We start from the raw sequence: 24,521 nt of genomic DNA on the forward strand, positions 1-24,521 counted from the left end.
GCCAAACCGATACACACCAAATTTTAGCCTGTAAAAGAAGCATCAGCATTCACCGCTTAGTTGTACTCCATTCATCAGGCTTATCAAAAGTTTTAATTTTTGTTCAGGCGTTCTTCAATGCGTTCCTGCATTTTCCTTTTAAACGGTTCGCCTAACTTCATTTTTTGGTTTTGAGGAGAACCGGACAACCCTTTGATCATTTGATTGAGCAGGATGCTTTGCTGCTGAAATATCCGGCAAACCGAGCAGCCGGTTAAATGGATTTTCAATTCCAGTTTCTCCCGAACGGTTAACTGGGCAATCTGCTTTTTTTCGATCAAAAAAGTGGCCTGCCTGCAATTGTAGGCTATTTTCCTGATCTCGTCTTTATTTAGCTCTTCCATAGTTGTAAATGCTTTTTATAGCCAGTTTTTTTGCAGGCAAGCGCGTAAGTTAAGTTTGGTGCGATGGATGACCACCCAAAAGTTGGCGGCAGAGATTTTCAATTCCCGGCAAACAAAATCCGTTGCTTCCTCGTCCAAGTGTTTCATTGTAAAAACGGCCAGCCAAAGTGCCGGAAGCTTTTGCATACATTTTTCTAAAACCTGATTAAACTCTTTATTTAACAATAGGTCCTGGTTTTCTGTGCCAAATTCTTTTGGCTGATGCGCTTCTTTCCAATGTCCGTCATCCGGATTAAAAAAATCCTGCTGTTCGTCCTGTGCTTCTTTTACACCTGTTTTTTTGTTAAAGCCCGAAGCATTTTTCCGGTAAACATCAATTACCTTATTTTTCAAAATAGCCGTTAGCCAGGTTTTTTCAGAACTTTTTCCTTTAAATTGATCAGCCTTTTCCAACGCGGCCAAAAACGTTTCCTGCACCAAATCTTTCGCCTGTTCATCGTCATCTAAACGCATCATCGCAAAACCAAACAAATAATCTGCGTATAAAAAAACCCATTGCGCTGGTTTAAGTGTAAAAACCTGCTCCGGTTTTACGGTCAATGTCTTATCGGCTGGCATTTATTATCGTTTTAGTCGTTGTTTACTTCTTTATCCTTACAGGTTTTTTTCTAAATTTATTGTAAGGTTTCGGTCCTGATGCCGACAAAGCAAATATAAAAAAAATGAAAGCTATAAAAATTTTCATCCTGGCAGGGTGCATGGCTGCTGCCGGATTAATTTCCTGGGTTATTGCTGCTAATCACCCAAAAAACACCGATAAAAACAGCATTGCCGCAAAGGGTTTTGCCGTGGTTGAACTGTTTACTTCCGAAGGCTGCTCCAGTTGCCCGCCGGCCGATGAGCTGGTGGAAAAGATCCAGAAAGAAAACAATAATCTGCCGGTTTATATCCTTGCTTTCCATGTAGATTACTGGAACCGTTTGGGCTGGAAAGACGTTTTCAGCAGCGCGGCTTACTCCAAAAGGCAAAGTCAGTACGCACAATGGATGAACCTGCAATCTGTTTATACACCGCAAATTGTGGTAAACGGAAGGAAAGAATTTATCGGCTCGGAAGAAGGAACGCTGAGAAATGCCATCAAAAGCGGTTTGCAAAAAGCTTCGTCAGCGGGTTTGACTTTAAGTGATGTAAAATTTGATGCGGACAAGGTTAACCTGCATTACAACATTGAAGGGGCAACCAACAACACGTCACTTTTATTGGCCCTGATCCAAAAATCAGCAACAACAAATGTAAAAGGAGGCGAAAACGGCGGCCGGACTTTAGGCCACGTACAAATTGTGCGCAACTTGCAAACCGTAGCTTTGGGCGGAAAAGATAGCGGAACGGCACAAATTGCAATTCCTTCAGCCTTGAACAACCAGGATTTGGAAGTGATTTCTTTCTTGCAAAACAGTAACAACGGGCAAATTTTGGCCGCTGCAAAAACAGGTTTAAACACTTCGGCCGCAATGGTTCAGGCAAAAAACCACAATAATTCCAAATAATAAAGCAGGTATTTTAACGATGCTGTTTTTAGCACACTAATTTTGTTGTGCTAAAAACAGTATCGTTAGAATTCAACGTATAAGATCAACAGCCGAAAAAATTGTTTAGCAAACTATGAAAACCATCAAAGAAAAACATTCCCTGCTGATGCGCTGGACGCATTGGGTCAACTTCCCGATCCTGACGATCATGATCTGGAGCGGAATGCTGATTTATTGGGCCAGCGATACATACACGTTTACTTTGTTTGGGCATACTTTTTTTCATTTCTTCCCGGATTCGTTTTACAAGTTTTTCCACATTCCGTCAAGGCTGGCAGAAGGCATGGCATTTCACTTTTTGTTTATGTGGTTTTTTACGCTGAACGGAATTTTGTACTTCTTTTATACCATTTTTTCCGGTGCCTGGCGGGAGTTGATTCCGCAAAAAAACTCTTTTAAAGAAGCCTGGCTTATCGTGTTGCACGATCTGCATATCCGCAGAACTGCGCCGCCGCAAAACAAATACAACGCCGCGCAACGCATTGCTTATTCGGCAATTATTGTGATGGGTTTTGGTTCCGTTATCACGGGATTGGCCATTTATAAACCTGTGCAATTTTACTGGTTAACCTGGATTTGCGGCGGTTATCATTTTGCCCGGATATTGCATTTTGCTTTAACAATTGGCTATGTTTTGTTTTTTATAATCCACGTTGTGCAAGTTGTTTTGGCGGGATGGAACAATTTCAGATCGGTGGTTTCTGGTTTTGAAGTAATTAATGAAAAATTTGCCACTCAAACGGAAGGAAATCCGGTAAACGATAACCTGAAACCTGACGTTGATCATTTATAAACACTTGTAATGGAAAACCATCATCATATAGAAAACACTGCCGATCAGGATAAAGAAGCCCAAAAAAAATCAGCAGTTGAACAAAAAATCAAACGGCGGAATTTCATCTCGTTTTCTACTTTTTTTGTGTTGGGCGGAGCGGCTTTTGGCGGATGGAAATGGTTGTACCATTCGCCCGAAGAAACAGCAGGTATTACGGCTGGTGCGCGCAAACCGTTGCGCCGCGCTTTGAACAAAACGGAACTTTTTTTCCGGAAATTTTACAGTAATAACCACGAGGTCAAAACCTATCCAAAATCGATGGCCGCAAAAAAGGTGCGTGTAAACAGCGACATCGGCATTGATGATGAAGGTTTTAACCCTGAAAACTGGAAATTGTCTGTCGTAAAAAGTAAAAACGACGTGTTGAAAGTTACGATGGCAGAAATCAAAGCTTTGCCTAAAACCGAAATTGTTTTCGATTTTAAATGTGTGGAAGGCTGGGATCAGATCCAGCATTGGGGCGGTTTGAAATTTGCGGATTTTATAGAACATTTTAAATTGAACGAGCAGGCCAAAATGCCCTACATTGGTATGGAAACGCCAAACGGCGAATATTATATTGGGCTGGAAAACGAAAGTGCTCTGCATCCGCAAACTTTACTGGCTTACGAAATGAACGGGCAGCCGATTGCATTGGAACATGGCGCGCCGTTGCGTTTGATCATTCCGGTAAAATATGGCATCAAAAACCTGAAAAGGATTGGAACAATTAACTTTAGCAATAACCGGCCGAAAGATTATTGGGCCGAGCAGGGTTATGATTATTACTCTGGTCTGTAAAATTTAATCAATCAAAGAAACAAGACCAGTATTTTTAGGTGATAAAAGAAGCATCAACCTAAAAAAAGGCAGAGAAAAGTTTAAACAGCTTTCATCCTCAAAAAAGTGCATATTAGTTTAATTGTATTACCGGTGCTTCTTTTATAAAGCAAAAAACGAATTATCGGCAGCATAACAATAGCAACTACCGCAACCTATCCGCCGACTTTACCAGTTTCTCATCCCGGCTGATTGCTTTTATCGCAAAGACAACCAGCACAATTGAAAGGGAAGATAAAATCATCCCCAAACCATAATTTTCCGGGCGCAAAGTTAGGTCTTCGCCAATAAAACCTTTAATGGTTTCGGCCAGCAAAAAGCTGTAACCAATAATCAAAACCATCACAATATAAAGGTAAGCTGATTGCTGTTTGCGGTTTTTATACATAAAAATACCGGCTAAAGGAAGCATGGCGGCCACAACCGTAGCCACACTTAGCCAGACAAATGAGGCCGTTTTGGTGCGCACGCCGTTGATCACTTCGTAAACACCGTTTACCATCAGGCTGTCCGGATGTCCGTTCAAAATCAGGTTATTGATCACCGGAAGCAAAAACAGGGAGAACAAAACCAAACTGGCGGCCAGCAAATAAATGCTTTGTATGCGTTGTATCATTTTTTAGGTGCTAAAAGAAGCATTGCAAAGATAAAATACTTTTAAAATAATTTCTGCAGAGATCGATTTTCAGGTTTTCTTACCTTTGCAAAAGTGGAGGGAAAACAACGGTATTTTGCAGAACTGGCTTTTGACGGAACGCGCTATCATGGCTGGCAAATCCAGCAGAATGCGCTGAGTGTGCAGGAAGTTTTCAATAAAGCTTTGGCAGTTTTGCTGCGCCAGCCAGTTGAAACGATTGGCTGCGGAAGGACGGATACCGGCGTACATGCCAGGCAGTTGTTTGTACATTTTGATGTGGAAGGTGCGGGGTTTGAGGTGCGGGAAGCGAACGATGCATTAACCATGAACCATCGGCTAAGAGCTTCTCTAAACGCCATCCTGCCCAAAAATATTGCGGTAAAAACAGTATTTCCGGTTGCGGCAAATGCGCACGCGCGTTTTGATGCCACGTTGCGCGCTTATGAGTATCACATCCATTTTGATAAAGACCCTTTTAAGCAAAATTACAGCTGGCAATTGCGCGATTTTCCGGACTTGGATTTGATGGGCCAGGCCGCAAACATCATCAAAGAATACACCGATTTCAGTTGTTTTAGTAAAAGCAATACGCAGGTAAAGACAAATTTTTGTGCCATAAAAGAAGCATTCTGGTTGCAAAACGTGGATGGCAGTTTAGTTTTCCATATTTCTGCAGACCGTTTTTTGCGGAACATGGTCCGCGCTATTGTTGGCACGCTGATTTCCGTTGGGAAAAAAGAAATCGAACCGGAAGCGGTACGCAAAATCATCGAAAGTAAAAACAGAAGCCTGGCTGGTGTTTCCGTTCCGGCCTGCGGTTTGTATTTGACGGAAGTAAAATATCCTTATATTTTATCAACCTAAAACAACATATCAAAGTAGCAATTCAAACTTACAACTTACAACTTACAACTTACAACTTACAACTTACAACTTACAACTTACAAATGGCTGCAGTAACCGGAAAAGCTTTTGATACCAAATTGTTAGGCAGGGTGCTGCAATACGTGCGGCCGTACCGTCGGCAGTTTTTGTGGGCAGCGTTTTTAACGGTGTTAATGGCTGCACTTTCACCAATCCGGCCGTATTTAATCCAGGTAACGGTTGATAAATACATCCTGACTTCCAACTTTAACGGTTTGCTGTACATGTCGCTGCTGATGTTTGGTTTGCTGGTTTTTCAATCGGGCGTACAATATTTTCAAACCTATTTAACCAATGCGCTGGGCCAATCGGTTATTTTAAAATTGCGCACAGATGTTTTTAACCACATCACGCAGTTGCGCTTAAAATATTTTGACCATACGCCGATTGGCGTGCTGATCACGCGTTCGGTTTCTGATCTGGAAACGATTGCCGATATTTTTTCGGAAGGGTTGATCTCGATCATCGGCGATATGCTGCAACTCATCGCTTTGATCGGCATTATGCTTTATACGGATTGGCGGTTAACGCTGATCACTTTGATTCCGATGCCTTTATTGATGCTCGCCACGTACTGGTTTAAAGAAGCGATCAAATCATCTTTCCAGGAAGTGCGCACGCAGGTTTCGCATTTGAACACGTTTTTGCAGGAACATATTTCGGGCATGAGCGTAATCCATTATTTTGCGCGGGAAGATCAGGAAATGCGGAAATTTGTGGCCGTAAACCGCAAATACCGCGATGCCAATATTCAATCCAACTGGTATTATTCTATTTTTTATCCGGTGGTAGAGATAATTTCGGCGATGTCGCTGGGTTTGCTGGTTTGGTACGGATCAAAGCGGATTTTGGCCGATCCGCTGCATGTTTCCCCAGGAACAATTACGGCTTTTATCCTCTATATCAACATGGTTTTCAGGCCGATACGCGAACTGGCCGATAAATTCAACACGCTGCAAATGGGCATGGTCGGGGCGGATCGTATTTTCAAGGTTTTGGATACGGATGAAAAAACGGTAAACAACGGGAAACTGGCTCCGAAAACGATTCAGGGAAGTATCGATTTTGATAACATCTGGTTTGCTTATAATGACGAAAATTATGTGCTAAAAGATGTATCGTTCCACATCAAACCCGGCGAAACGCTGGCGTTGGTTGGCGCAACCGGTGCGGGAAAATCCTCCACAATCAATATTTTAAACCGGTTTTATGAGATCAGCAAAGGCACGGTCAGGGTTGATGGCGTAAACATTCAGGAGTACGAATTGGGTTTTCTGCGCTCGCAAATCGCAACCGTTATCCAGGATGTTTTTCTGTTTTCGGATACCATTGCCAATAATATCAGCCTGAACAATCCTTCGATCAGCAGGGAAAAAATAATTTATGCCGCAAAAGAAGTAGGCGCACACGATTTTATTATGCGTTTGCCCGGCGGTTACGATTATGAAGTGATGGAACGCGGCTCAACACTTTCGGCCGGGCAGGCGCAGTTGATCTCTTTCATCCGCGCTTTGGTTTACGATCCGAAGATTTTGGTTTTGGATGAAGCCACCGCTTCCATCGATACGGAAACGGAGGAATTGATCCAGGAAGCCATTTTCAAGCTGATGAAAGGCCGGACTTCCATCGTGATTGCGCACCGTTTATCAACCATTCAAAATGCGGATAAAATCATTGTTTTGGACCATGGCGAGATCAAAGAAATGGGCAACCACCAGGAGTTGCTCAAACTAAACGGCTTTTACAAACGCCTGTATGATCTGCAGTTTAACTCCAGCGGGATTGCAAAAGTTGGTTGAAAGGGAATTGTGTTTACGGGATCAACAAAGTCAATCCGATATCTGCTTAATCATTTTTGAAAAAAACAAGTATCACGTAGATTTAAACAGCAGATACTGATTTTTAAAGAACTTATTTTAACTTGTTTAATACGAAACGATGTGTTAGAAAAGCTGTAAATAATGATATTATCAATGCAACTAACGTACCTCGATTAATACCAAGAATATTGTAGAAATAATGAACGGCAATCACATAAGTGATCACATTTATAAAGCCACTTACAAGTAATGCTTTTGCAAGGCCAACAGCAATTTCCGAACCTTGACTATTGTGTAAAATTAAAAGGGTAGAAACAAACACCGCCGGAAAAGAAGCCAGAACACCTCCAATCATCGGACTCAAAAAATGAGAAGCAAAAACCGCGGCCCCAATAATCAATCCTGCAAATAGAGCCCTAAAAAACAGTTGCGCCTTTTTATAAACTGTTTTCTGTCCTAATGATGATATTGCACTAAACTTATTCTCAAAAATGATTATGCTGAAAATCAGTACCGAAATACAGATGACTAAACCAACTATAAAATTATGTAGGTGAAAAGCTATTATTAAATAAGACAGAACGAACCAAACTGCTAAAGCCGAGAGTATGGACTGCCACAATCCGCGTTTTGACAAATAAGCATAAGCCAGCATAAACGGCCCGTTTACTGCAAAAGCCAAAGGAATAACTACGGTAGATTGTACAGCGGTTTGTGTACCTTGACTTAAACCTATAAAATACAATGCGACTACTACTGTACTCGGCAAACCTGCGATTAGTCCGCCTATTTTTGTACCAAATTTATCTACAATAACTGTACTGCCAAGCACCCAAACCCCGCCAATAACCATACTAAGAATAACTTTAAAAAGAATAGCGTGATCCATATTATTAAAACTTAGTAAAAGTTAACAAACTAACATAAAGATAAAGGTACTCAAATAACCCATTTACTAATTTTGTCGATATTTTCTGATAATTCTTTTATCAGCAAAAAATGAGTGGATTGGTAAAAAAGTTAAGAAAAGGAAATTATAATAAAACGAAGTTGTATATTATTCCTTAATATTATTATGCATACCAATAAACAATTTAATCAAACCGATAACGACCGCATCATCGAAATGGCCTGGGAAGACCGTACGCCTTTTGAAGCTATCCGGTTTCAATTTAATTTAAAGGAACAGGAAACCATTGAACTGATGCGCCGCGAACTGAAACCGCAAAGTTTTAAACGCTGGCGCAAACGCGTGCAGGGCAGAACCACCAAACACATGCTTTTAAGAAGTGAAACCATGGACCGTTTCCGGTGCGACCGTCAGCGGCAAATCACCGGCAACAAAATCAGCAAAAGATAATAGTTTAGCAAAACGGTTGGACAATGCTGTTTTTACCGGTCTTTTTTAGGTAGATGTGTGCTTGCCAGGTAGGTGCTTTGCCGCGTTAGGGATAGCAGCGTAAAGCCCGCAGCGCAGCGAGGACTTGCAGCGGATAGCCCGACCGGCCCAAGCCGGGAACGCCCAAAATTTTTTTAAAAACGAGGGGAAAAGACCAAGGAGTGAAGGCCTAATTAAAATATAGTATTGATATTTCTGCTCGCTGCTCATTTATCTTTTTTCTTCACCAAATTTATACCGATAAAAACAGCATCACAAAAGATGAATCGGATTATCAGCTTTTGCCAAAAAAAATTAGCTTTGCCTTGATTAAAGAAAACAACATGAGCGTTCTCGTAAATAAAGATTCTAAAGTTATTGTGCAGGGTTTTACCGGCAACGAAGGCACTTACCACGCCGAGCAAATGATTGCTTACGGCACGCAGTTGGTGGGTGGCGTAACGCCGGGCAAAGGCGGCCAGCAGCATTTAGAGCGGCCGGTTTTTAATACGGTAAAAGAAGCAGTGGACAAAACCGGCGCAGATGTTTCCATTATTTTTGTGCCGCCGGCTTTTGCCGCAGATGCGATTATGGAAGCTGCCGAAGCCGGGATTAAAGTGATTGTTTGCATTACGGAAGGCATCCCAACGAAAGACATGATCCAAGTGAAAGAGTATATCAGCGATCGGGATTGCCGTTTGATCGGTCCGAATTGTCCGGGAATTATCACGGCGGATGAAGCTAAAATTGGCATTATGCCGGGCTTTATCTTTAAAAAAGGAAATGTAGGCGTGGTTTCTAAATCCGGAACATTAACTTATGAAGCAGTTGATCAGGTGGTGAAAGCCGGTTTGGGCATTACGACTGCCATCGGAATTGGCGGTGACCCAATTATCGGCACACCAACCAAAGAAGCGGTTGAATTATTGATGAACGATCCGGAAACGCATGGCATCATCATGATTGGTGAAATCGGCGGTGGCATGGAAGCAGAAGCTGCTTTATGGATTAAAGAGCACGGAACTAAACCGGTTGTTGGCTTTATAGCCGGACAAACTGCGCCTCCGGGACGCCGCATGGGCCACGCCGGTGCGATTGTTGGCGGGGCCGATGATACTGCTGCCGCAAAAATGAAAATTATGGCAGAATGTGGTATCCGTGTGGTAGAATCCCCTGCAGAAATTGGTGCGGCGATGGCTGAGGAACTGGCGAAGAAGGGTTAAGAATAGAAGTTTGCCTTTATCATACATTAAAAGTCCTGGCTGTTTGGCCGGGATTTTTTGTTTGTTTTTTGTTTTTTTGATCAAGCAAAAAGAAAAAGGGCAAAGTCCCGATCAATATATTTGCATTGTTATCCTGAACTTGTTTCAGTATCACTCTTAACAGGAAGTAATCTTTGCTGATGAGATGCCAAAACAAGTCCGGCATGACAAAAAACCAAATGCTCCTTTTATCAACCTAAATTTATACCGATAAAAGAAGCATCAATTTTCCCCCGAAAAAACTAAAACCGTTCGCCAATTTTTGTAGCTTGTGGGCTGAAATCAACTCATCATGTTACATAAATTTACTTTTACCGCGCCGCTTTCCGTTTGCGGTTTTGCCTTGATCGCCCAAACCTATAAACCTGCTGTTTTCACTGATGCAAAAAGATTAGAAAAGATAGAAGCAACTTTTCCAATAATCGATCAGATTTATAAAGATTATGCGGAGAAAAACCATTTTCCAGGTTTGGTTTACGGGATTGTAATAGATGGAAAATTGAGGCGCACGGGCAGTTTTGGATATACCAATCTCGATACAAAAACTGCTGCAAGGGCAAGTTCTGATTTCCGCATTGCTTCCATGACTAAAAGTTTTACCGCCATGGCCATTTTGAAACTGCGCGATGAAGGCAAGCTGAAACTGGATGATCCGGCCAGTAAATACATCCCGGAAATGAAAGGTTTAAAATATTTAACTTCGGATGCTTCGGAAATTACCATTCGGAATTTATTAACACATTCCGCTGGTTTTCCGGAGGATAATCCCTGGGGCGACCGGCAGCTGGCGGATTCTGATCAACAGTTATTGGATCTTTACAAAAAAGGTATTTCTTTTTCCAATAATCCGGGTTTGGGTTACGAATACAGCAATCTGGCTTTTGCCACGCTGGGTTATATCATTAAAAAAGTTTCCGGAAAAACTTACGAGCAATACATTTCCGACAATATTTTGAAGCCGCTGGGCATGGTGCACACTTACTGGGAATATACCAAAGTGCCCGCTGCACAACTGGCGCATGGCTACCGCTGGCTGGATAACAAATGGGTAGAGCAGCCGCTTTTGCACGATGGTTCTTACGGTGCAATGGGCGGCATGATTACCACGATTGAAGATTTTAGTAAATATATGGCCATCCATTTGGGTGCCTGGCCGCCGCGTGGTGGTGCCGAAATTTACCCTGTTAAAAGAAGCTCCATCCGCGAAATGCAATATCCCTGGGATGTATCGTTTCTTAGCCCGAATGCGACGTTGAGTAATAACCAGATTTGCCCCACGGTTTCTGCTTATGGTTACGGATTGGGCTGGATGAAGGATTGCGAAAACCGGGTTTATATCGGCCATTCCGGTGGTTTGCCGGGTTTTGGCAGTCAGTGGCGCATTTTGCCCGAATATGGGATCGGCGTAGTTGCTTTTGCCAATCTCACTTATGCCAACGCCGGTGCAGCCAACAAAATAGTGCTGGATACTTTACTTGCCCTTGCGGGGATCAAACCACGTGTTTTGCCAGCTTCTGCCATATTAAATCAACGTAAAAATGAGCTGATCAAATTGCTGCCAAATTGGGAAAATGCGAAATCAACACCCATTTTTGCTGATAATTTCTGGCTGGATTACTTCCCCGAAAAACTAAAAACTGATGCTGTGGCCGCTTTTTCCAAAGCCGGAAAAATTGTGTCGGTAGATGATCTGGTTGCCGAAAACCAGTTGCGCGGTTATTTTTTAATGCACGGCGAAAATAGTACGATAAAAATAGCATTCACGCTAACGCCCGAAATGCCGGCGATGATCCAGTATTATCATTTGGATTTGATAAAGTAAAATCAGAATTACTTTAGTCGAAAACAATAATTTGCTAAAAAAAATAGTATATTTGATTTATAGCAGTAAAAGATCTACACGAAAAACCATTTGACGAAGAAACTTTAGCTAAACTATCAATATTTGAAGATTATGCTCAAGCCTGGATTCCAACATTTGTTATGGTGGGTGAAAGTGTTATATGTGTGTTTGATTTCTTTGCGGGAACAGGTTATGATAAAAATGCAATCGCAGGTAGCCCAATTAGAATTTTACAAGTTATAAAGCAATATATCGGACATGTATTTCAGAAAAAAGTTAAAATACAAGTTTATTTTAATGAATATAAAAAGGCAAAGTATGATTTATTAGTACAAGCCTGTAATCAATATTTAACACAACACAAAGATGTTGGAAGGGCTATAGAAATAAAAATAAGTAATTTAGATTTTGATGTATGCTTTAATCAGCTTTTACCTATCATAGAAAAATACCCAAGTTTAGTTTATTTAGATCAAAATGGAATTAAGTTTTTATCTGATAAATATATTCATGCTTTAGAAAAAACTTTTAAAACAGATTTTTTGTATTTTGTATCATCTTCATATTTCTGGCGTTTTGGAGAACAAGAAGAATTTAAAACCCATTTAAACCTTGATATTGAACTTGCAAAAAAAGATCCCTACAGCTATATACATAGGAATCTGATAAAGCAATTATATTCACACTTACCAACTGATTCTACTTTAAAATTATTCCCTTTCACTATAAAAAAGGGTGCTAATATTTACGGTATAGTTTTCGGTGCAAAGCATGTTCGTGCTGTGGAGAAGTTTTTAACTATAGCTTGGAAAAAAAACCCAATAAATGGTGACGCTAACTTTGACATTGATAATGATAAAGGGAAAGATCAGTTAGTTTTATTTGGCGATAAAAAACTCACCAAAATTGAGGAATTTCAAATTCGTTTAGAAGAAAAAATTAAAGATCAGCAAGAAGTAAATAATATTTTGATTTATCATTTCACATTAAGCGAGGGACATACACCGTCTCACGCAAGCAAGCATTTACGTGACTTAAAGAAACAATGTAAGATTCATTATGATGGGTCGAGTCCAAAGATTAAATATTTTAGTTCTAATAAGATAGAAGAAATAAAAATTAAATGGCTTTAAAATGAGTTCTTCAAATATAGAATGGACAGAATTAACCTGGAACCCAGTAACAGGTTGTAATAAAATTAGCCCAGGTTGCAAGTTCTGTTACGCTGAAGCAATGTCCAGACGTTTAAAAGCTATGGGTATTGAAAAGTACAAAGATGGATTTGATATTCGCACGCATACAAGTGCTTTAAATATTCCCTTCACCTGGAAAAAACCAAAAGTAGTTTTTGTTAATTCCATGAGTGATCTTTTTCACCCTGATGTTCCGGTTGAATTTATTAAAGCAGTTTTTGCTGTAATGAACAAAACACCGCAGCATATTTATCAGGTTTTAACCAAACGATCTGAAAGGTTACTGGAATTATCATCAGAACTTAATTGGACAAATAATATTTGGATGGGCGTTTCTGTAGAAAGTGAAGATTATACTTTTAGAATAAATGATTTGTCTAAAACTAATGCTGTAACTAAATTCCTATCAATAGAACCTTTAATCGCACCGGTTAGGACTTTAGATTTAGATAAAATCAATTGGGTAATAGTTGGCGGGGAATCTGGCCATAAAGCGCGGCCTATTCAAAAGGAATGGATTGATTTTGTTAAAAGGAGATGTGAAAAAAAAAGCGTAGCGTTCTTCTTTAAGCAATGGGGGAAACCAAAATTTAATATTAATCCATTGGATCCAACTATTTTATCAGACCATCCGCACCATGCCAAAGGTGGCTGTCAACTTGATGGAAATGTGTATCGGCAAATGCCAGTTAAAGTAGCCTGACAAAATGCACCATACTTCTTTTATCAGCATAAAGTCAACACCGCCTGCCCCACAAACTCAAAAACAGAAACAAACGTTAGGATATTAACAAAACTATAAAGCAATTATGGAATACAATAAATTAACACCAGAAGAAGAATACGTGATCTTGCACAAAGGCACCGAAAGGCCTTTCACCGGCGAATACACCAATTTAAAAGAAGCCGGAACTTATATTTGCAGACAATGCAACACACCGCTTTATACTTCTGATACCAAATTTGAATCGCATTGCGGCTGGCCAAGTTTTGACGACGAAATCCCGGGTGCGGTAAAACGTGTTGCCGACCGTGATGGCAGAAGGGTTGAAATTGTGTGCAATACCTGCGGCGCGCATTTAGGCCATGTTTTTACCGGAGAACGGTTCACCTCAAAGAACACACGCCATTGTGTCAATTCCATTTCGATGAAATTTATCCCGGCAAAAGAAGCTGCAAAATAGAAATCGGCGTTATACGAGAAAAAAATTGACTTTGCCGCCGATGTTGATAACTTTAAAAGTGTGTAAAACTTCATTTTTTACACGGCCTTCCCAAAAGCTATATTTGTATCAGGGTAGATCAAATAGATCTTTAAAATCAGCATAAAAGACCAGGGCTGATTCAAAAACTAAGAAACAAACAAAATTTATACAGGTAAAAGAAGCCTTTCGAATATACAGGAAGGCTTTTTTTAGCGACTAATAATTCGATCAATAAAAAATATTAGAAATGATTGCAAATCAGGAAGATGAAGTATTGCTGCGGGAAAACAAAGATCGTTTTGTGATCCTGCCCATCAACTATCCCGCCATTTGGGAAATGTACAAAAAACATGAAGCCAGTTTTTGGACGGCGGAAGAAATCGATTTATCAGACGACCAGAAGCACTGGGACAGTTTGAGCGATGGCGAGCGGCATTTTATCTCGCACGTGCTGGCTTTTTTTGCAGCGAGTGATGGGATTGTGAACGAAAACCTCGCGGTTAATTTTATGAGCGAAGTGCAGGTTCCGGAAGCACGCTGTTTTTATGGCTTCCAAATCATGATGGAAAATATCCACTCGGAAACTTATGCGCTGCTGATTGATTCGTACATCAAAAACCCTAATGAAAAAGACCGTTTGTTCCACGCGATCGATACCGTTCCCTGCGTAAAGAAAAAGGCAGAATGGGCTTTGAAATGGATCAACAACGGCAATTTTGCACAGCGTTTGGTAGCTTTTGCCGCTGTGGAAGGTATTTTCTTTTCCGGCAGTTTCTGCTCTATTTTCTGGTTGAAAAAACGCGGTTTGATGCCTGGCTTAACTTTCAGCAACGAATTGATTTCGCGTGATGAAGGTTTGCACTGCGAGTTTGCCTGCCTGCTGTACAGCATGTTGTCCACCAAACTTTCTAAGGAAGAAGTAACCGAGATTATTGCAGATGCGGTTGTGATCGAAAAAGAATTTGTAACCGATGCATTGCCGGTGCGATTGATTGGTATGAACGCCGATTTGATGGCGCAATACATTGAATTTGTGGCCGACAGATGGCTGGTGGAATTAGGTTATGATAAATTGTACAACGCCACCAACCCTTTTGATTTCATGGAGATGATTTCTCTCCAGGGAAAAACCAACTTTTTTGAAAAACGCGTTGGCGATTACCAGAAAAGCGGCGTGCTGAATGTAGAAGCTAAAAGTCAGGCTTTTTCTATGGACGAAGATTTTTAAGAATTTACTGACTATTAACATAAAAAATAGGTGATAAAAACAGTGTAGTCAAGTCTTGCTACTTGCTATTAACCAAATACCAACTCCATGTTTGTAATAAAAAGAGACGGAAAAACAGAATCCGTAAAATTTGATAAAATAACCGCCCGGATTGAAAAGCTTTGCTATGGTTTAAACCCGGCTTTGGTTGATCCGGTTGATGTGGCCAAAAAAGTAATTGAAGGCTTATACGACGGTGTAACTACATCAGAATTGGATAACCTGGCCGCAGAAACAGCTGCATCCTTAACAACCAAACACCCGGATTATGCACAGTTGGCTTCGCGGATTGCGGTTTCCAATTTGCATAAAAACACGCGTAAATCTTTTTCGGACACGATGCGCAAATTGCATCAATATATCGATCGCAAAACAGGCAAAAATGCTTCGTTGATTGCCGATGATGTTTGGGAAGTGATCGATCAAAACGCAGAATTGCTGGACAGTACCATTATTTACGACCGCGATTTCGGTTTTGATTATTTCGGATTTAAAACACTGGAAAAATCATATCTGCTGAAAATCGATGGTCAGATTGCCGAGCGTCCACAGCATTTGTTCATGCGCGTTGCTGTTGGCATTCATAAAAGTGATGTGGAAAGTGCCATTAAAACGTATCATTTAATGAGCGAGCGTTGGTTTACACATGCCACGCCAACTTTGTTTAATGCCGGAACGCCGAAAGCGCAGATGTCGAGCTGCTTTTTGCTGACCATGAAGGACGACAGCATAGAAGGTATTTATGATACGTTAAAACAAACAGCCAAAATTTCGCAAAGTGCCGGCGGTATCGGTTTGAGCATCCACAATGTGCGCGCAACCGGTTCTTACATCAGCGGAACAAACGGAACAAGCAACGGCATCATCCCAATGCTGAAAGTGTTTAACGACACGGCCCGTTATGTAGATCAGGGCGGCGGTAAACGTAAAGGTGCTTTTGCCATTTATTTAGAGCCTTGGCATGCAGATATTTTCGATTTTCTGGATCTCCGCAAAAACCATGGCAAAGAAGAAATGCGTGCCCGCGATTTATTTTATGCGCTGTGGGTTTGCGATTTGTTTATGAAAAGGGTAGAGGCCGATAGCAGCTGGAGTTTGTTTTGTCCGCACGAAGCACCGGGATTGGCCGATTGCCATGGAGCAGAGTTTGAAGCATTGTACGAAAAATACGAACGCGAAGGCCGCGCACGCAAAACCATCAAAGCACAGGAATTATGGTTTGCCATTTTGGATGCACAGGTAGAAACCGGCACGCCGTACCTTTTATACAAAGATGCAGCAAACACCAAATCAAATCAGCAAAATTTAGGAACCATCAAAAGTTCTAATTTATGTACCGAAATTATTGAGTACACCGCTGCGGATGAGGTTGCGGTTTGTAACCTGGCTTCGCTGGCTTTGCCGAGATATGTGATCAACGGTGCTTTTGATCACGAAAAATTGTATGAAGTTACTTACCAGGTTACGATCAATTTAAACCGGATTATCGACCAGAATTATTACCCGGTAAAAGAAGCACAGAATTCTAACTTACGCCATCGTCCGGTGGGTTTGGGCGTGCAGGGCTTGGCCGATGCGTTCATTAAATTGCGTTTGCCGTTTGAAAGTGCAGAAGCGCAAAAACTCAACAAAGAAATCTTTGAAACGATTTATTTTGCTGCGATGACGGCTTCCAAAGATCTGGCCATCAAAGAAGGTGCTTACGAAACTTTCCAGGGTTCGCCGTTATCTAAAGGGAAGTTTCAGTTTGATTTGTGGAACATAACGCCAGACAGCGGCCGCTGGAATTGGGACGAACTGCGTGCAGAAGTTGTACAACACGGCGTGCGCAATTCGTTATTGGTTGCGCCGATGCCAACCGCTTCCACTTCGCAGATTTTAGGAAACAACGAGTGTTTCGAGCCTTATACTTCCAACATTTATACACGCCGTGTTTTGAGCGGAGAGTTCGTGGTAGTGAATAAATTTTTGCTGCACGATTTGGTTGCTTTAGGTTTATGGAATGGCCAGATGAAGAACAAAATCATCACCGCAAATGGTTCCATCCAGGATATTCCTGAAATCCCTGCGGAAATTAAAGACCTGTATAAAACCGTTTGGGAAATCAAAATGCGGACAATCATTGATATGGCTGCAGATCGTGGTGCATATATTTGTCAATCCCAGTCTCTAAACCTGTTTGTTAATCAGCCAAATGCTTCCAAATTAACTTCCATGCACTTTTATGCCTGGAAAAAAGGTTTGAAAACCGGCATGTATTATCTGCGCACGCAAGCTGCCGCACAAGCGGTTAAGTTTACGGTAGAAAACCAGGGCGGCAAAAATATGGAAGCGGTTATCCCTGCGCAAATCAATCATCCGGCAGAAGAAATCCCGGCCGGTGCTTCCTGTTCTATGGAAGAAGGCTGCGTAACCTGTTCAGCCTAAATTTTACCCGGTAAAAGAAGCATTTTACACGGATGCTTCTTTTATCGGCATAAAATTCATCAACAAACGTTCCTCTTCAAAAATGAGGGACGTTTGTTGTTTACGGCAAGTCATATTGATGCTGTTTTTATCAGCATAAAATAATTGATGCTAATTTTGTTCGTTTTTAAAGACAATGGGCAAGCACGAAATTATTGGCTGCGAACGCTGCGGTGCACGGATTGAATGTAAGGCAAATTCGTTTACCAAATGCCAGTGCAGCGAGGTGCAGCTTAACCTAAACGAAATGGAATATATTGCCACTTGCCATGATGCCTGCTTGTGTGCCAATTGTTTGCTGGCTTTGCAGCACGAGTATCAGCAAAGTTTGATAAAAACTTAAAGCCAGTTAAAATGATCCGGCTTTTTTCCATGCTTCTTTTATCACCTAAAAAATGGTGGGAATTTGGTTTTTGGTTTGGGCAAACGCACACAAATACAAAATTTTATAGGGTAAAAGAAGCATTGTAAATTTTTGTGTGGGCAATTTAATCCGGCCTTTAATAAATTTCGCTTTCAAACAATATCCTGTAAAAATAGTTTAAATAAGTTTGCCTGCAATTTGTAGCCCGTTAATACCAAAAACCTGCGGACTAATGCCTAAATTTGAATTTTAAAGCAACGTAATGAGATTTTTTGAAGAAAAACGACGAGAAGTAATGCGGCATATTGAACATTATATGCTGGAGAAAATGGATGAATATTTAAAACCGATCGACCAGATTTGGCAACCTGCCGATTTACTTCCTGATTCTTCTAGAGATACTTTTTTTGATGAAATAAAAGAACTGCAAAGAAGTGCCGAAGGTTTGTCTTACGATTTGATTGCAGTATTGATTGGCGATACGATTACAGAAGAAGCTTTGCCAACTTATGAATCCTGGTTGACCATGGTTCAGGGTGTTTCGCACAGCGAAGAAGGCGGCTGGATGAAATGGACACGCCACTGGACGGCCGAAGAAAACCGCCACGGTGATTTGCTGAACAAATATTTATACCTGTCCGGCCGTGTAAATATGCGGATGATGGAAGTTTCTACACAATATTTAATTGCAGATGGTTTTGATATTGGCACCGGGACCGATCCTTACCGTAACTTTATTTACACTTCTTTCCAGGAATTGGCCACAAACGTTTCGCACCGTCGTGTGGCCAGCCATGCAAAAAAATATGGTGATACCTTGTTGTCAAAAATGTGCGGTGTAATTGCTTCGGACGAGGCGCGCCATGCAAAAGCATACATCAACTTTATCGGTAAAATATTTGAAGTAGATGCCAGCGAAGCAATGATCGCTTTTGAAGATATGATGCGTAAAAAAATTGTAATGCCAGCGCATTTCTTGCGGGAAATGGGCATGATGATGGGTCAAACTTATGGTCATTTTACAGATGCAGCACAACGTTTGGGCATTTATACGGCCATTGATTACGTTGATATTATGAAACAGCTGCTGGTTGACTGGCAGATAGAAAGTCAGCGTGATTTAACAGAAGCCGGAGAAAAAGCACGGGATTACTTGATGAAACTGCCGGACCGTTTGCTTAAAATTGCAGAACGGATGAAAAACCCCGGTCTGGAATATAAGTTTAGCTGGATCAACGGATAGATTTAGAAGCTTCTTTTAAGAGGCTTTTTTTATGCCCGTAAAAGAAGCATGGTAAATGGTATCTTTGCCAAATCATGGGCACTGCAACACTGGCTTTTAATTCGGGTTTAAGGACTTACAATAATTACGGTGCCTGGCTACGCAAAAAGTACAACGGGCAGCGGGTTTTTAAAGTAATTGTGGACGGCGGTTTTACCTGCCCAAACCGCGACGGCTCCAAAGGTTTTGGCGGCTGTACGTATTGTAATGTGGATTCTTTTACGCCTTCCGTTTCCCGTTCCACGCCTTCTTTAAAAGAACAAGTGATTAAAGGCATGGAACGCGCCCGTACCGGAAACCGTGCCGATAAATTTATCATTTACTTTCAACCCAACACCAACACTTACGCGCCGGTTCATTATTTAAAAATGATGTATGATGAAGCGTTGAGCATCGATCCGGAAAACATTGTCGGCCTTTCTGTTGGCACGCGGCCGGATTGTATCGATGCAGAAAAAATAGCTTTATTGGAAAGTTATACCGATCGTTTTGATGTGGATTTGGAAATGGGCATGGAATCTATTTACAACGATACTTTAGGCCAAATTAATCGCGGCTGTACGCATGAAGAACTGATTAATGCTTTAGAACTTGTTAAAAATTCTAAATTAGATATTTGTGTACACACAATTTTTGGTTTCCCTTGGGAAACTAAAGAAATGATGCTGAAATATGCTGAAGAAATTAACCGTTTCCCACAGATCAAATTTGTTAAATTCCATCATCTGCATATTGTGGAAGGTTCCATCATGGGCGTAAAATATAAACGCGAACCTTTTCCTTTGTTCAGTCTGGAAGATTATGCGGATTTTTTATGTGAATTGTTGCCTTTAGTTCGACCGGATATTGTAATTCAGCGTTTATTTGGTTTATCAGATTTAGATTTGCTGATCGCACCAAATTGGAATTTAAAAAAATCTGAAATACAATTTTTTATTGATCGAGCTATTCAAACTCGCGGAATTGTGCAAGGTTCGGCTTTGAATCTTTAAAAATACTCAATACTGTTTTTATGCCAGTAAAAACAGTATTGATTATTTTGGTTCAACGTATTTTCCAAACAGATCATCAATTGCTTTGGTGCGATGATCAAATATCTTTTTCACTTCTTTTTTGACTAAAAAGGTATTGGCAATTCGCCCAAAAACAGAATAAGGAATAGCATAATCCAGAATATCATGCATTTTTACGCCTCCGGGAATTTCTGTAAAATGATGTTGGTGATGCCACAAAGCATAAGGGCCGAAAACCTGGTTATCTACAAAATATTTGTGTTCGTCAACGTGCGTAATTTCTGTCATCCAGTTCATTTTAATACCAAAAACCGGCGAAACATGATAAGTGATAATCATGCCGGGATACATTTTGGTATCTTTTGTATAGTTTGAAGTTACCGTAAACTTCATCTCCTTTGGCGTAATACGCGCTAAATTTAAGGGCGACGAAAAAAAATCCCAGGCTTCTGCCAAAGGGATAGGTAAGTTTTGCTCGAATTCTAAGTGGTATGTTTTCACACCAAATCAACTGCAAAACCTGAACAATTGTTTATGCTGTTTTTACTGCACCATTTTATTGGCGCAATAAGAACTGGCAAAAGCTTCGGGTTTGGCTTTGAAAACAAAACCCATACTTAAAATATAGCCCATCGCTTCGTGCAAAGCCTGGTTAGATTTAAACATCGGGTTGGTGTTGATATCGGCATGGACTTCCAAATCCACATCGTACAAATCCAGCAAATCGCACAATTGGTAAGCAATATCAATGGATTTCTGTACTTCGTTTAGCATCCTTTCTTTGATGCCCATTTTTTGCGTGGTCCGTTCCTGGTGGATGTACATAAAACCGCCGCGTTGTTCGCGCAAAAAAACAATTACCGTCGCAAAATCGGTAACTGCGCCTTTCACCTGAGAATCTGTACCGATGCAAACTTTTAATTTGTTGCCGAGTTCGGTTTCGCGCTCAATGGTTTTTTCTACTTCTTCTAAAATGGGCAGTTCGAGGATCTCACCGCTAAATTTTCTCCAGGTCATAATCGTTTTTAGTTTTAGATCTGCAACCCTGAATGAGGTTTAACGAATTTAGGATTTATTCATTCATAAAGCAATGATTTTAAAGTAATTAAATTGTTAACAAAAGGTGGGTTGTTAACAGGAAAATTGAAAATAGCATATAGAAATTAATATATATTTGAGTTTCAAATAATAACTATGCCTGAAATACATCCTTTTGTTAGCGGTTTATGGAATATTCATTTGTCCGCTCAACAATCCTCCTGGTTTAATAATGGTCAATCTTTTGGTTACATTCCTAACAAGGATGTTAATTCAATATTTTTAGGAAGCTTTCCTGTTTTTGATGTTGTGCATCACAATCATGTTAACGGTAATTTAGCTTTTTTTTATGGTGTTGTAGGAAATAGGATGTGGCCAGTTTTATCAAAGATTAGTGGATGTGATTTAACGAACGAAAATGAAATTTTTACTTTATTTAATCAATCAAACTTTGGTATAACAGATGTTTTAAAGGAAGTTCAACGCAAAGGCCAAAGTGCTGCTGATAATGCTCTGACACCAATAATTTTTAATGACATTATTGATTTATTATATACCTTTCCCAATATCACAAATATTTATGTTACAAGTGGAGGCCGTGGTTCAGTGACCAGTAATCATGTTCATGTTTCCGGTCGTCTAAGAGAATATTTTAACAATGATGATTATCAACACACTGGGTTTAATGCTATTGGATGCAAAAAGGAGATTCGTATTTACGCAAATCAGCAACCGGTAAAAATATTTAATCTAATTGCACTCTTGTCTCCATCACAAACTGCAAACGTTAGTATCCAAGGAATGATTAATAATAAAATTTCTTTACAGCAATTGATTTTTAACCTACCAAACCAACTATTACCTATTGCAGAAACAGATAAAGTAAGGTTGTTGCAATGGAGTTATTTCTTACATAGTACAGGTTTTATAATCCGCTCTGAACTTCGAGAATTTTTAAATCAACACCAAGTACAATTAACGGACATATTTGGTTAGTTGTTATTACTTTTTTTTATCTTAATCAGGAATTTCTTTCCCATTCGTTACGGCTTTGATTGATGTATGCCTGCATCTTTTCGCCTTTTTCCAAGCTAAGTGTTCCAAAAAAATTAGAAGGTTTTTTTGTTGGCAAAATAGAAGCTGTTGTATTTTTTACTTCTTCATCAATATAAAATAGTACGTGGACTTCTTTGCCTACATAATCAACTGGCAATGATACAGCCATATCAAAGTTTGCTTTCTCCGGAGTTACTGTTGTTTGTATCATCTTGTATAATTAAACTGATAATTTAAAATCTATATTATGGATTTTTACCCGATAAAAGAAGCATCCGATTATCCAATCAACTTCTTATACTTAATCCTTTTCGGAGCCACATCGCCCAAACGTTTTTTTCGGTTTTCTTCGTAATCAGAATAATTGCCTTCAAAAAAGTAAACCTGCGAGTTGCCTTCAAAAGCCAGGATATGTGTACAAACACGGTCTAAAAACCATCGGTCGTGCGAAATGATGACGGCGCAACCACCAAAATTATCCAACGCTTCTTCCAATGCGCGCAAAGTGTTTACATCAATGTCATTAGTCGGCTCATCCAGCAACAAAACGTTCGAGCCTTTTTTTAAATTGACGGCCAGATGAACACGGTTACGCTCGCCGCCAGAAAGTACATTGATTTTTTTCTGCTGATCGGCTCCGTTAAAATTAAATTTAGAAACGTAAGCGCGGGAATTAACCGGCCGGTTTCCTAATAAAATAGTTTCCTGTCCGTCGGTAATGTTTTCCCAAACGGATTTTGCGGGGTCAAGGTCGTCGTGCATCTGGTCAACATAACCTAAAGCAACGGTTTCGCCAACCCGGAAAGTTCCCGCATCGGCTTCGTCCTGACCGGTTATCAATCGAAATAATGTTGTTTTTCCGGCACCATTCGGGCCAATAATCCCGACAATTCCGGCTGGTGGAAGCGAAAAACTCAGGTTATCAAACAAAATTTTATCACCAAAAGCTTTGGTTACGTTATTGGCTTCGATCACCACATTACCCAAACGCGGGCCGGGCGGAATAAACAGTTCCAGGCGTTCTTCGCGTTCTTTGGTTTCTTCGGAAGCTAATTTATCGTAATTGGTTAGCCGTGCTTTACCTTTGGCATGGCGTCCTTTTGGTCCCATCCGCACCCATTCCAGTTCGCGTTCCAGCGTTTTCTGGCGTTTGCTTTCGGTTTTTTCTTCCTGTGCCAAACGTTTAGCTTTCTGTTCCAGCCAGGAAGAATAATTCCCTTTCCAGGGGATTCCTTCCCCACGGTCCAGTTCCAAAATCCATCCGGCCACGTTATCTAAAAAATAACGGTCGTGCGTTACCGCAATAACGGTCCCTTTGTACTGTTTTAAATGCTGTTCCAGCCAGTCGATTGATTCGGCATCCAAGTGGTTGGTCGGTTCGTCCAGCAGTAAAACATCAGGTTCTTGCAGCAATAACCGGCACAAAGCAACTCGTCTGCGTTCTCCGCCTGACAATGTGGCAATCTTGGTTTCCGGTTCCGGGCAACGCAAAGCATCCATTGCACGCTCTAATTGCACATCTAATTCCCAGGCATTATTGGCATCAATTTTATCCTGCAGTTCACCTTGCCGTGCCAGCAGTTTGTCCATCACGTCCGCATCTTCATAAACTTCAGGCAAACCAAATTTCTCGTTGATGTCTTCATACTCCTGCAAAACCGCTTTTGTGGACGCAACACCCTCTTCCACAACTTCTTTTACTGTTTTTGTGGCATCTAATTCCGGTTCCTGTGCGAGATAACCAACTGAATATCCGGACGAAAAAACCACATCGCCCTGATAAGTTTTATCCAAACCGGCAATAATTTTCAGCACAGAAGATTTCCCGGAACCATTTAAACCGATGACACCAATTTTTGCCCCGTAAAAGAAGCTCAGGTAAATGTTTTTCAAAACCTGTTTTTGCGGCGGATAAATTTTGTTTACGCCCGCCATAGAAAAGATTATTTTTTCGTCTGCCATTTTTTCTGTTATGCTTTTTTTATCATGCTAAAATAGTCACAATGCAGTAAAAATGGTTACAATCAATTATTGTTGTTACGATTGTGGTTTAATGGCGTAATTGTTGATAAATTTATGCTTGAAACCGCTATCTGTTCATAATTAATAAAATATTTATAGATTAGTATTTTCCTTTATTTGAAAAG

25 protein-coding genes are annotated in these 24,521 nt (G+C 40.5%); 17 read left to right on the plus strand and 8 right to left on the minus strand.

Annotation, left to right across the window (positions count from 1 at the left end; all coding sequences use genetic code 11):
- Nucleotides 1-92: 92 nt before the first annotated feature.
- On the minus strand, nt 93-383 hold the full coding sequence (locus tag ACOFKR_RS03435; protein ID WP_419802636.1) for a hypothetical protein: 291 nt from the start codon (nt 381-383) through the stop codon (nt 93-95).
- 15 nt (nt 384-398) lie between these two features.
- The gene (locus ACOFKR_RS03440; protein ID WP_419802637.1) at nt 399-1,001 is read right to left on the minus strand and encodes a sigma-70 family RNA polymerase sigma factor; all 603 of its coding nucleotides are present in this window, start codon (nt 999-1,001) and stop codon (nt 399-401) included.
- A 104-nt stretch (nt 1,002-1,105) separates the two neighbouring features.
- On the opposite strand from ACOFKR_RS03440, the gene ACOFKR_RS03445 reads away from it, so the two are divergent.
- From ACOFKR_RS03445 to ACOFKR_RS03455, 3 genes are all read left to right on the plus strand, one after another.
- On the plus strand, nt 1,106-1,930 hold the full coding sequence (locus tag ACOFKR_RS03445) for a DUF1223 domain-containing protein (RefSeq protein ID WP_419802638.1): 825 nt from the start codon (nt 1,106-1,108) through the stop codon (nt 1,928-1,930).
- A 115-nt stretch (nt 1,931-2,045) separates the two neighbouring features.
- Nucleotides 2,046-2,765 carry a cytochrome b/b6 domain-containing protein gene (locus ACOFKR_RS03450; protein WP_419802639.1) on the plus strand — a complete coding sequence of 240 codons (720 nt, stop codon included), beginning with the start codon at nt 2,046-2,048 and terminating at the stop codon, nt 2,763-2,765.
- A gap of 9 nt (nt 2,766-2,774) precedes the next feature.
- The gene (locus ACOFKR_RS03455) at nt 2,775-3,587 is read left to right on the plus strand and encodes a molybdopterin-dependent oxidoreductase (protein WP_419802640.1); all 813 of its coding nucleotides are present in this window, start codon (nt 2,775-2,777) and stop codon (nt 3,585-3,587) included.
- Between the two features lie 184 nt (nt 3,588-3,771).
- Here the strand turns inward: ACOFKR_RS03455 and ACOFKR_RS03460 are convergent, their stop codons facing one another.
- Nucleotides 3,772-4,242: a DUF4293 domain-containing protein gene (locus ACOFKR_RS03460; protein ID WP_419802641.1), complete on the minus strand. Its 471-nt coding sequence runs from the start codon at nt 4,240-4,242 to the stop codon at nt 3,772-3,774.
- A 93-nt stretch (nt 4,243-4,335) separates the two neighbouring features.
- Here ACOFKR_RS03460 and truA point away from each other — a divergent pair, with 93 nt between their 5' ends.
- Together truA and ACOFKR_RS03470 are read left to right on the plus strand one after the other, a co-directional pair.
- A complete protein-coding gene (gene truA, locus ACOFKR_RS03465) occupies nt 4,336-5,127 on the plus strand; it encodes a tRNA pseudouridine(38-40) synthase TruA (RefSeq protein ID WP_419802642.1) in 792 nt (263 codons plus the stop codon).
- Nucleotides 5,128-5,210: 83 nt separating this feature from the next.
- The gene (locus tag ACOFKR_RS03470; RefSeq protein ID WP_419802643.1) at nt 5,211-6,986 is read left to right on the plus strand and encodes an ABC transporter ATP-binding protein; all 1,776 of its coding nucleotides are present in this window, start codon (nt 5,211-5,213) and stop codon (nt 6,984-6,986) included.
- 112 nt (nt 6,987-7,098) lie between these two features.
- Here the strand turns inward: ACOFKR_RS03470 and ACOFKR_RS03475 are convergent, their stop codons facing one another.
- Nucleotides 7,099-7,896 (minus strand): DUF3147 family protein, encoded by a 798-nt coding sequence (locus ACOFKR_RS03475; RefSeq protein ID WP_419802644.1) that lies wholly within the window; start codon nt 7,894-7,896, stop codon nt 7,099-7,101.
- A 186-nt stretch (nt 7,897-8,082) separates the two neighbouring features.
- On the opposite strand from ACOFKR_RS03475, the gene ACOFKR_RS03480 reads away from it, so the two are divergent.
- The 11 genes from ACOFKR_RS03480 to ACOFKR_RS03530 all read left to right on the plus strand — a co-directional run bounded on the left by ACOFKR_RS03480 (nt 8,083) and on the right by ACOFKR_RS03530 (nt 20,259).
- Complete coding sequence (locus tag ACOFKR_RS03480) at nt 8,083-8,367, plus strand: TIGR03643 family protein (RefSeq protein ID WP_419802645.1); 285 nt, start codon at nt 8,083-8,085, stop codon at nt 8,365-8,367.
- Between the two features lie 362 nt (nt 8,368-8,729).
- Complete coding sequence (sucD, locus tag ACOFKR_RS03485; RefSeq protein ID WP_419802646.1) at nt 8,730-9,608, plus strand: succinate--CoA ligase subunit alpha; 879 nt, start codon at nt 8,730-8,732, stop codon at nt 9,606-9,608.
- A gap of 331 nt (nt 9,609-9,939) precedes the next feature.
- Entirely contained in the window at nt 9,940-11,469 is a 1,530-nt protein-coding gene (locus ACOFKR_RS03490; RefSeq protein ID WP_419802647.1) for a serine hydrolase domain-containing protein, read from the plus strand.
- Nucleotides 11,470-11,528: 59 nt separating this feature from the next.
- Nucleotides 11,529-12,623 carry a three-Cys-motif partner protein TcmP gene (tcmP, locus tag ACOFKR_RS03495; RefSeq protein WP_419803611.1) on the plus strand — a complete coding sequence of 365 codons (1,095 nt, stop codon included), beginning with the start codon at nt 11,529-11,531 and terminating at the stop codon, nt 12,621-12,623.
- A 1-nt stretch (nt 12,624) separates the two neighbouring features.
- Nucleotides 12,625-13,386 (plus strand): DUF5131 family protein, encoded by a 762-nt coding sequence (locus ACOFKR_RS03500; RefSeq protein ID WP_419802648.1) that lies wholly within the window; start codon nt 12,625-12,627, stop codon nt 13,384-13,386.
- 106 nt (nt 13,387-13,492) lie between these two features.
- The gene (locus tag ACOFKR_RS03505) at nt 13,493-13,867 is read left to right on the plus strand and encodes a methionine-R-sulfoxide reductase (RefSeq protein WP_419802649.1); all 375 of its coding nucleotides are present in this window, start codon (nt 13,493-13,495) and stop codon (nt 13,865-13,867) included.
- Nucleotides 13,868-14,135: 268 nt separating this feature from the next.
- Entirely contained in the window at nt 14,136-15,116 is a 981-nt protein-coding gene (locus ACOFKR_RS03510; RefSeq protein WP_419802650.1) for a ribonucleoside-diphosphate reductase small subunit, read from the plus strand.
- Between the two features lie 87 nt (nt 15,117-15,203).
- Nucleotides 15,204-17,582, plus strand: coding sequence for a ribonucleoside-diphosphate reductase subunit alpha (locus ACOFKR_RS03515; RefSeq protein ID WP_419802651.1), 2,379 nt, complete (start codon nt 15,204-15,206; stop codon nt 17,580-17,582).
- A gap of 175 nt (nt 17,583-17,757) precedes the next feature.
- Nucleotides 17,758-17,964, plus strand: a complete 207-nt coding sequence (locus tag ACOFKR_RS03520) for a cysteine-rich CWC family protein (protein WP_419802652.1) — start codon at nt 17,758-17,760, stop codon at nt 17,962-17,964.
- 283 nt (nt 17,965-18,247) lie between these two features.
- Nucleotides 18,248-19,228, plus strand: a complete 981-nt coding sequence (locus ACOFKR_RS03525) for an acyl-ACP desaturase (protein WP_419802653.1) — start codon at nt 18,248-18,250, stop codon at nt 19,226-19,228.
- Nucleotides 19,229-19,302: 74 nt separating this feature from the next.
- Nucleotides 19,303-20,259: a TIGR01212 family radical SAM protein gene (locus ACOFKR_RS03530; RefSeq protein WP_419802654.1), complete on the plus strand. Its 957-nt coding sequence runs from the start codon at nt 19,303-19,305 to the stop codon at nt 20,257-20,259.
- Between the two features lie 42 nt (nt 20,260-20,301).
- On the opposite strand, the gene ACOFKR_RS03535 is transcribed toward ACOFKR_RS03530, so the two are convergent.
- Nucleotides 20,302-20,781: an SRPBCC family protein gene (locus ACOFKR_RS03535; RefSeq protein ID WP_419802655.1), complete on the minus strand. Its 480-nt coding sequence runs from the start codon at nt 20,779-20,781 to the stop codon at nt 20,302-20,304.
- Nucleotides 20,782-20,823: 42 nt separating this feature from the next.
- Nucleotides 20,824-21,297, minus strand: coding sequence for a ribonuclease H-like YkuK family protein (locus tag ACOFKR_RS03540; RefSeq protein ID WP_419802656.1), 474 nt, complete (start codon nt 21,295-21,297; stop codon nt 20,824-20,826).
- Between the two features lie 177 nt (nt 21,298-21,474).
- On the opposite strand from ACOFKR_RS03540, the gene ACOFKR_RS03545 reads away from it, so the two are divergent.
- Nucleotides 21,475-22,314 carry a hypothetical protein gene (locus tag ACOFKR_RS03545; RefSeq protein ID WP_419802657.1) on the plus strand — a complete coding sequence of 280 codons (840 nt, stop codon included), beginning with the start codon at nt 21,475-21,477 and terminating at the stop codon, nt 22,312-22,314.
- 25 nt (nt 22,315-22,339) lie between these two features.
- Here ACOFKR_RS03545 and ACOFKR_RS03550 read toward each other — a convergent pair whose 3' ends face one another.
- Both ACOFKR_RS03550 and ettA read right to left on the minus strand, forming a co-directional pair.
- Nucleotides 22,340-22,585: a hypothetical protein gene (locus tag ACOFKR_RS03550; protein WP_419802658.1), complete on the minus strand. Its 246-nt coding sequence runs from the start codon at nt 22,583-22,585 to the stop codon at nt 22,340-22,342.
- A 68-nt stretch (nt 22,586-22,653) separates the two neighbouring features.
- Entirely contained in the window at nt 22,654-24,336 is a 1,683-nt protein-coding gene (gene ettA, locus ACOFKR_RS03555) for an energy-dependent translational throttle protein EttA (protein ID WP_419802659.1), read from the minus strand.
- Nucleotides 24,337-24,521 lie beyond the last annotated feature (185 nt).

The sequence above is a fragment of the Mucilaginibacter sp. genome (assembly GCF_965201005.1).
Lineage (GTDB): Bacteria > Bacteroidota > Bacteroidia > Sphingobacteriales > Sphingobacteriaceae > Mucilaginibacter_A.

Coding starts and splice junctions, on each gene's coding strand:
- ACOFKR_RS03545 (WP_419802657.1), top strand. CDS start 21,475: ATGCCTGAAATACATCCTTTTGTTAGCGGTTTATGGAATATTCATTTG.
- ACOFKR_RS03530 (WP_419802654.1), top strand. CDS start 19,303: ATGGGCACTGCAACACTGGCTTTTAATTCGGGTTTAAGGACTTACAAT.
- ACOFKR_RS03475 (WP_419802644.1), bottom strand. CDS start 7,896: ATGGATCACGCTATTCTTTTTAAAGTTATTCTTAGTATGGTTATTGGC.
- ACOFKR_RS03450 (WP_419802639.1), top strand. CDS start 2,046: ATGAAAACCATCAAAGAAAAACATTCCCTGCTGATGCGCTGGACGCAT.
- ACOFKR_RS03500 (WP_419802648.1), top strand. CDS start 12,625: ATGAGTTCTTCAAATATAGAATGGACAGAATTAACCTGGAACCCAGTA.
- ACOFKR_RS03490 (WP_419802647.1), top strand. CDS start 9,940: ATGTTACATAAATTTACTTTTACCGCGCCGCTTTCCGTTTGCGGTTTT.
- ACOFKR_RS03470 (WP_419802643.1), top strand. CDS start 5,211: ATGGCTGCAGTAACCGGAAAAGCTTTTGATACCAAATTGTTAGGCAGG.
- ACOFKR_RS03445 (WP_419802638.1), top strand. CDS start 1,106: ATGAAAGCTATAAAAATTTTCATCCTGGCAGGGTGCATGGCTGCTGCC.
- ACOFKR_RS03550 (WP_419802658.1), bottom strand. CDS start 22,585: ATGATACAAACAACAGTAACTCCGGAGAAAGCAAACTTTGATATGGCT.
- ACOFKR_RS03435 (WP_419802636.1), bottom strand. CDS start 383: ATGGAAGAGCTAAATAAAGACGAGATCAGGAAAATAGCCTACAATTGC.
- ACOFKR_RS03525 (WP_419802653.1), top strand. CDS start 18,248: ATGAGATTTTTTGAAGAAAAACGACGAGAAGTAATGCGGCATATTGAA.
- ACOFKR_RS03440 (WP_419802637.1), bottom strand. CDS start 1,001: ATGCCAGCCGATAAGACATTGACCGTAAAACCGGAGCAGGTTTTTACA.
- ACOFKR_RS03520 (WP_419802652.1), top strand. CDS start 17,758: ATGGGCAAGCACGAAATTATTGGCTGCGAACGCTGCGGTGCACGGATT.
- ACOFKR_RS03460 (WP_419802641.1), bottom strand. CDS start 4,242: ATGATACAACGCATACAAAGCATTTATTTGCTGGCCGCCAGTTTGGTT.
- sucD (WP_419802646.1), top strand. CDS start 8,730: ATGAGCGTTCTCGTAAATAAAGATTCTAAAGTTATTGTGCAGGGTTTT.
- ACOFKR_RS03480 (WP_419802645.1), top strand. CDS start 8,083: ATGCATACCAATAAACAATTTAATCAAACCGATAACGACCGCATCATC.
- ACOFKR_RS03510 (WP_419802650.1), top strand. CDS start 14,136: ATGATTGCAAATCAGGAAGATGAAGTATTGCTGCGGGAAAACAAAGAT.
- ACOFKR_RS03515 (WP_419802651.1), top strand. CDS start 15,204: ATGTTTGTAATAAAAAGAGACGGAAAAACAGAATCCGTAAAATTTGAT.
- ACOFKR_RS03540 (WP_419802656.1), bottom strand. CDS start 21,297: ATGACCTGGAGAAAATTTAGCGGTGAGATCCTCGAACTGCCCATTTTA.
- ettA (WP_419802659.1), bottom strand. CDS start 24,336: ATGGCAGACGAAAAAATAATCTTTTCTATGGCGGGCGTAAACAAAATT.
- ACOFKR_RS03505 (WP_419802649.1), top strand. CDS start 13,493: ATGGAATACAATAAATTAACACCAGAAGAAGAATACGTGATCTTGCAC.
- ACOFKR_RS03455 (WP_419802640.1), top strand. CDS start 2,775: ATGGAAAACCATCATCATATAGAAAACACTGCCGATCAGGATAAAGAA.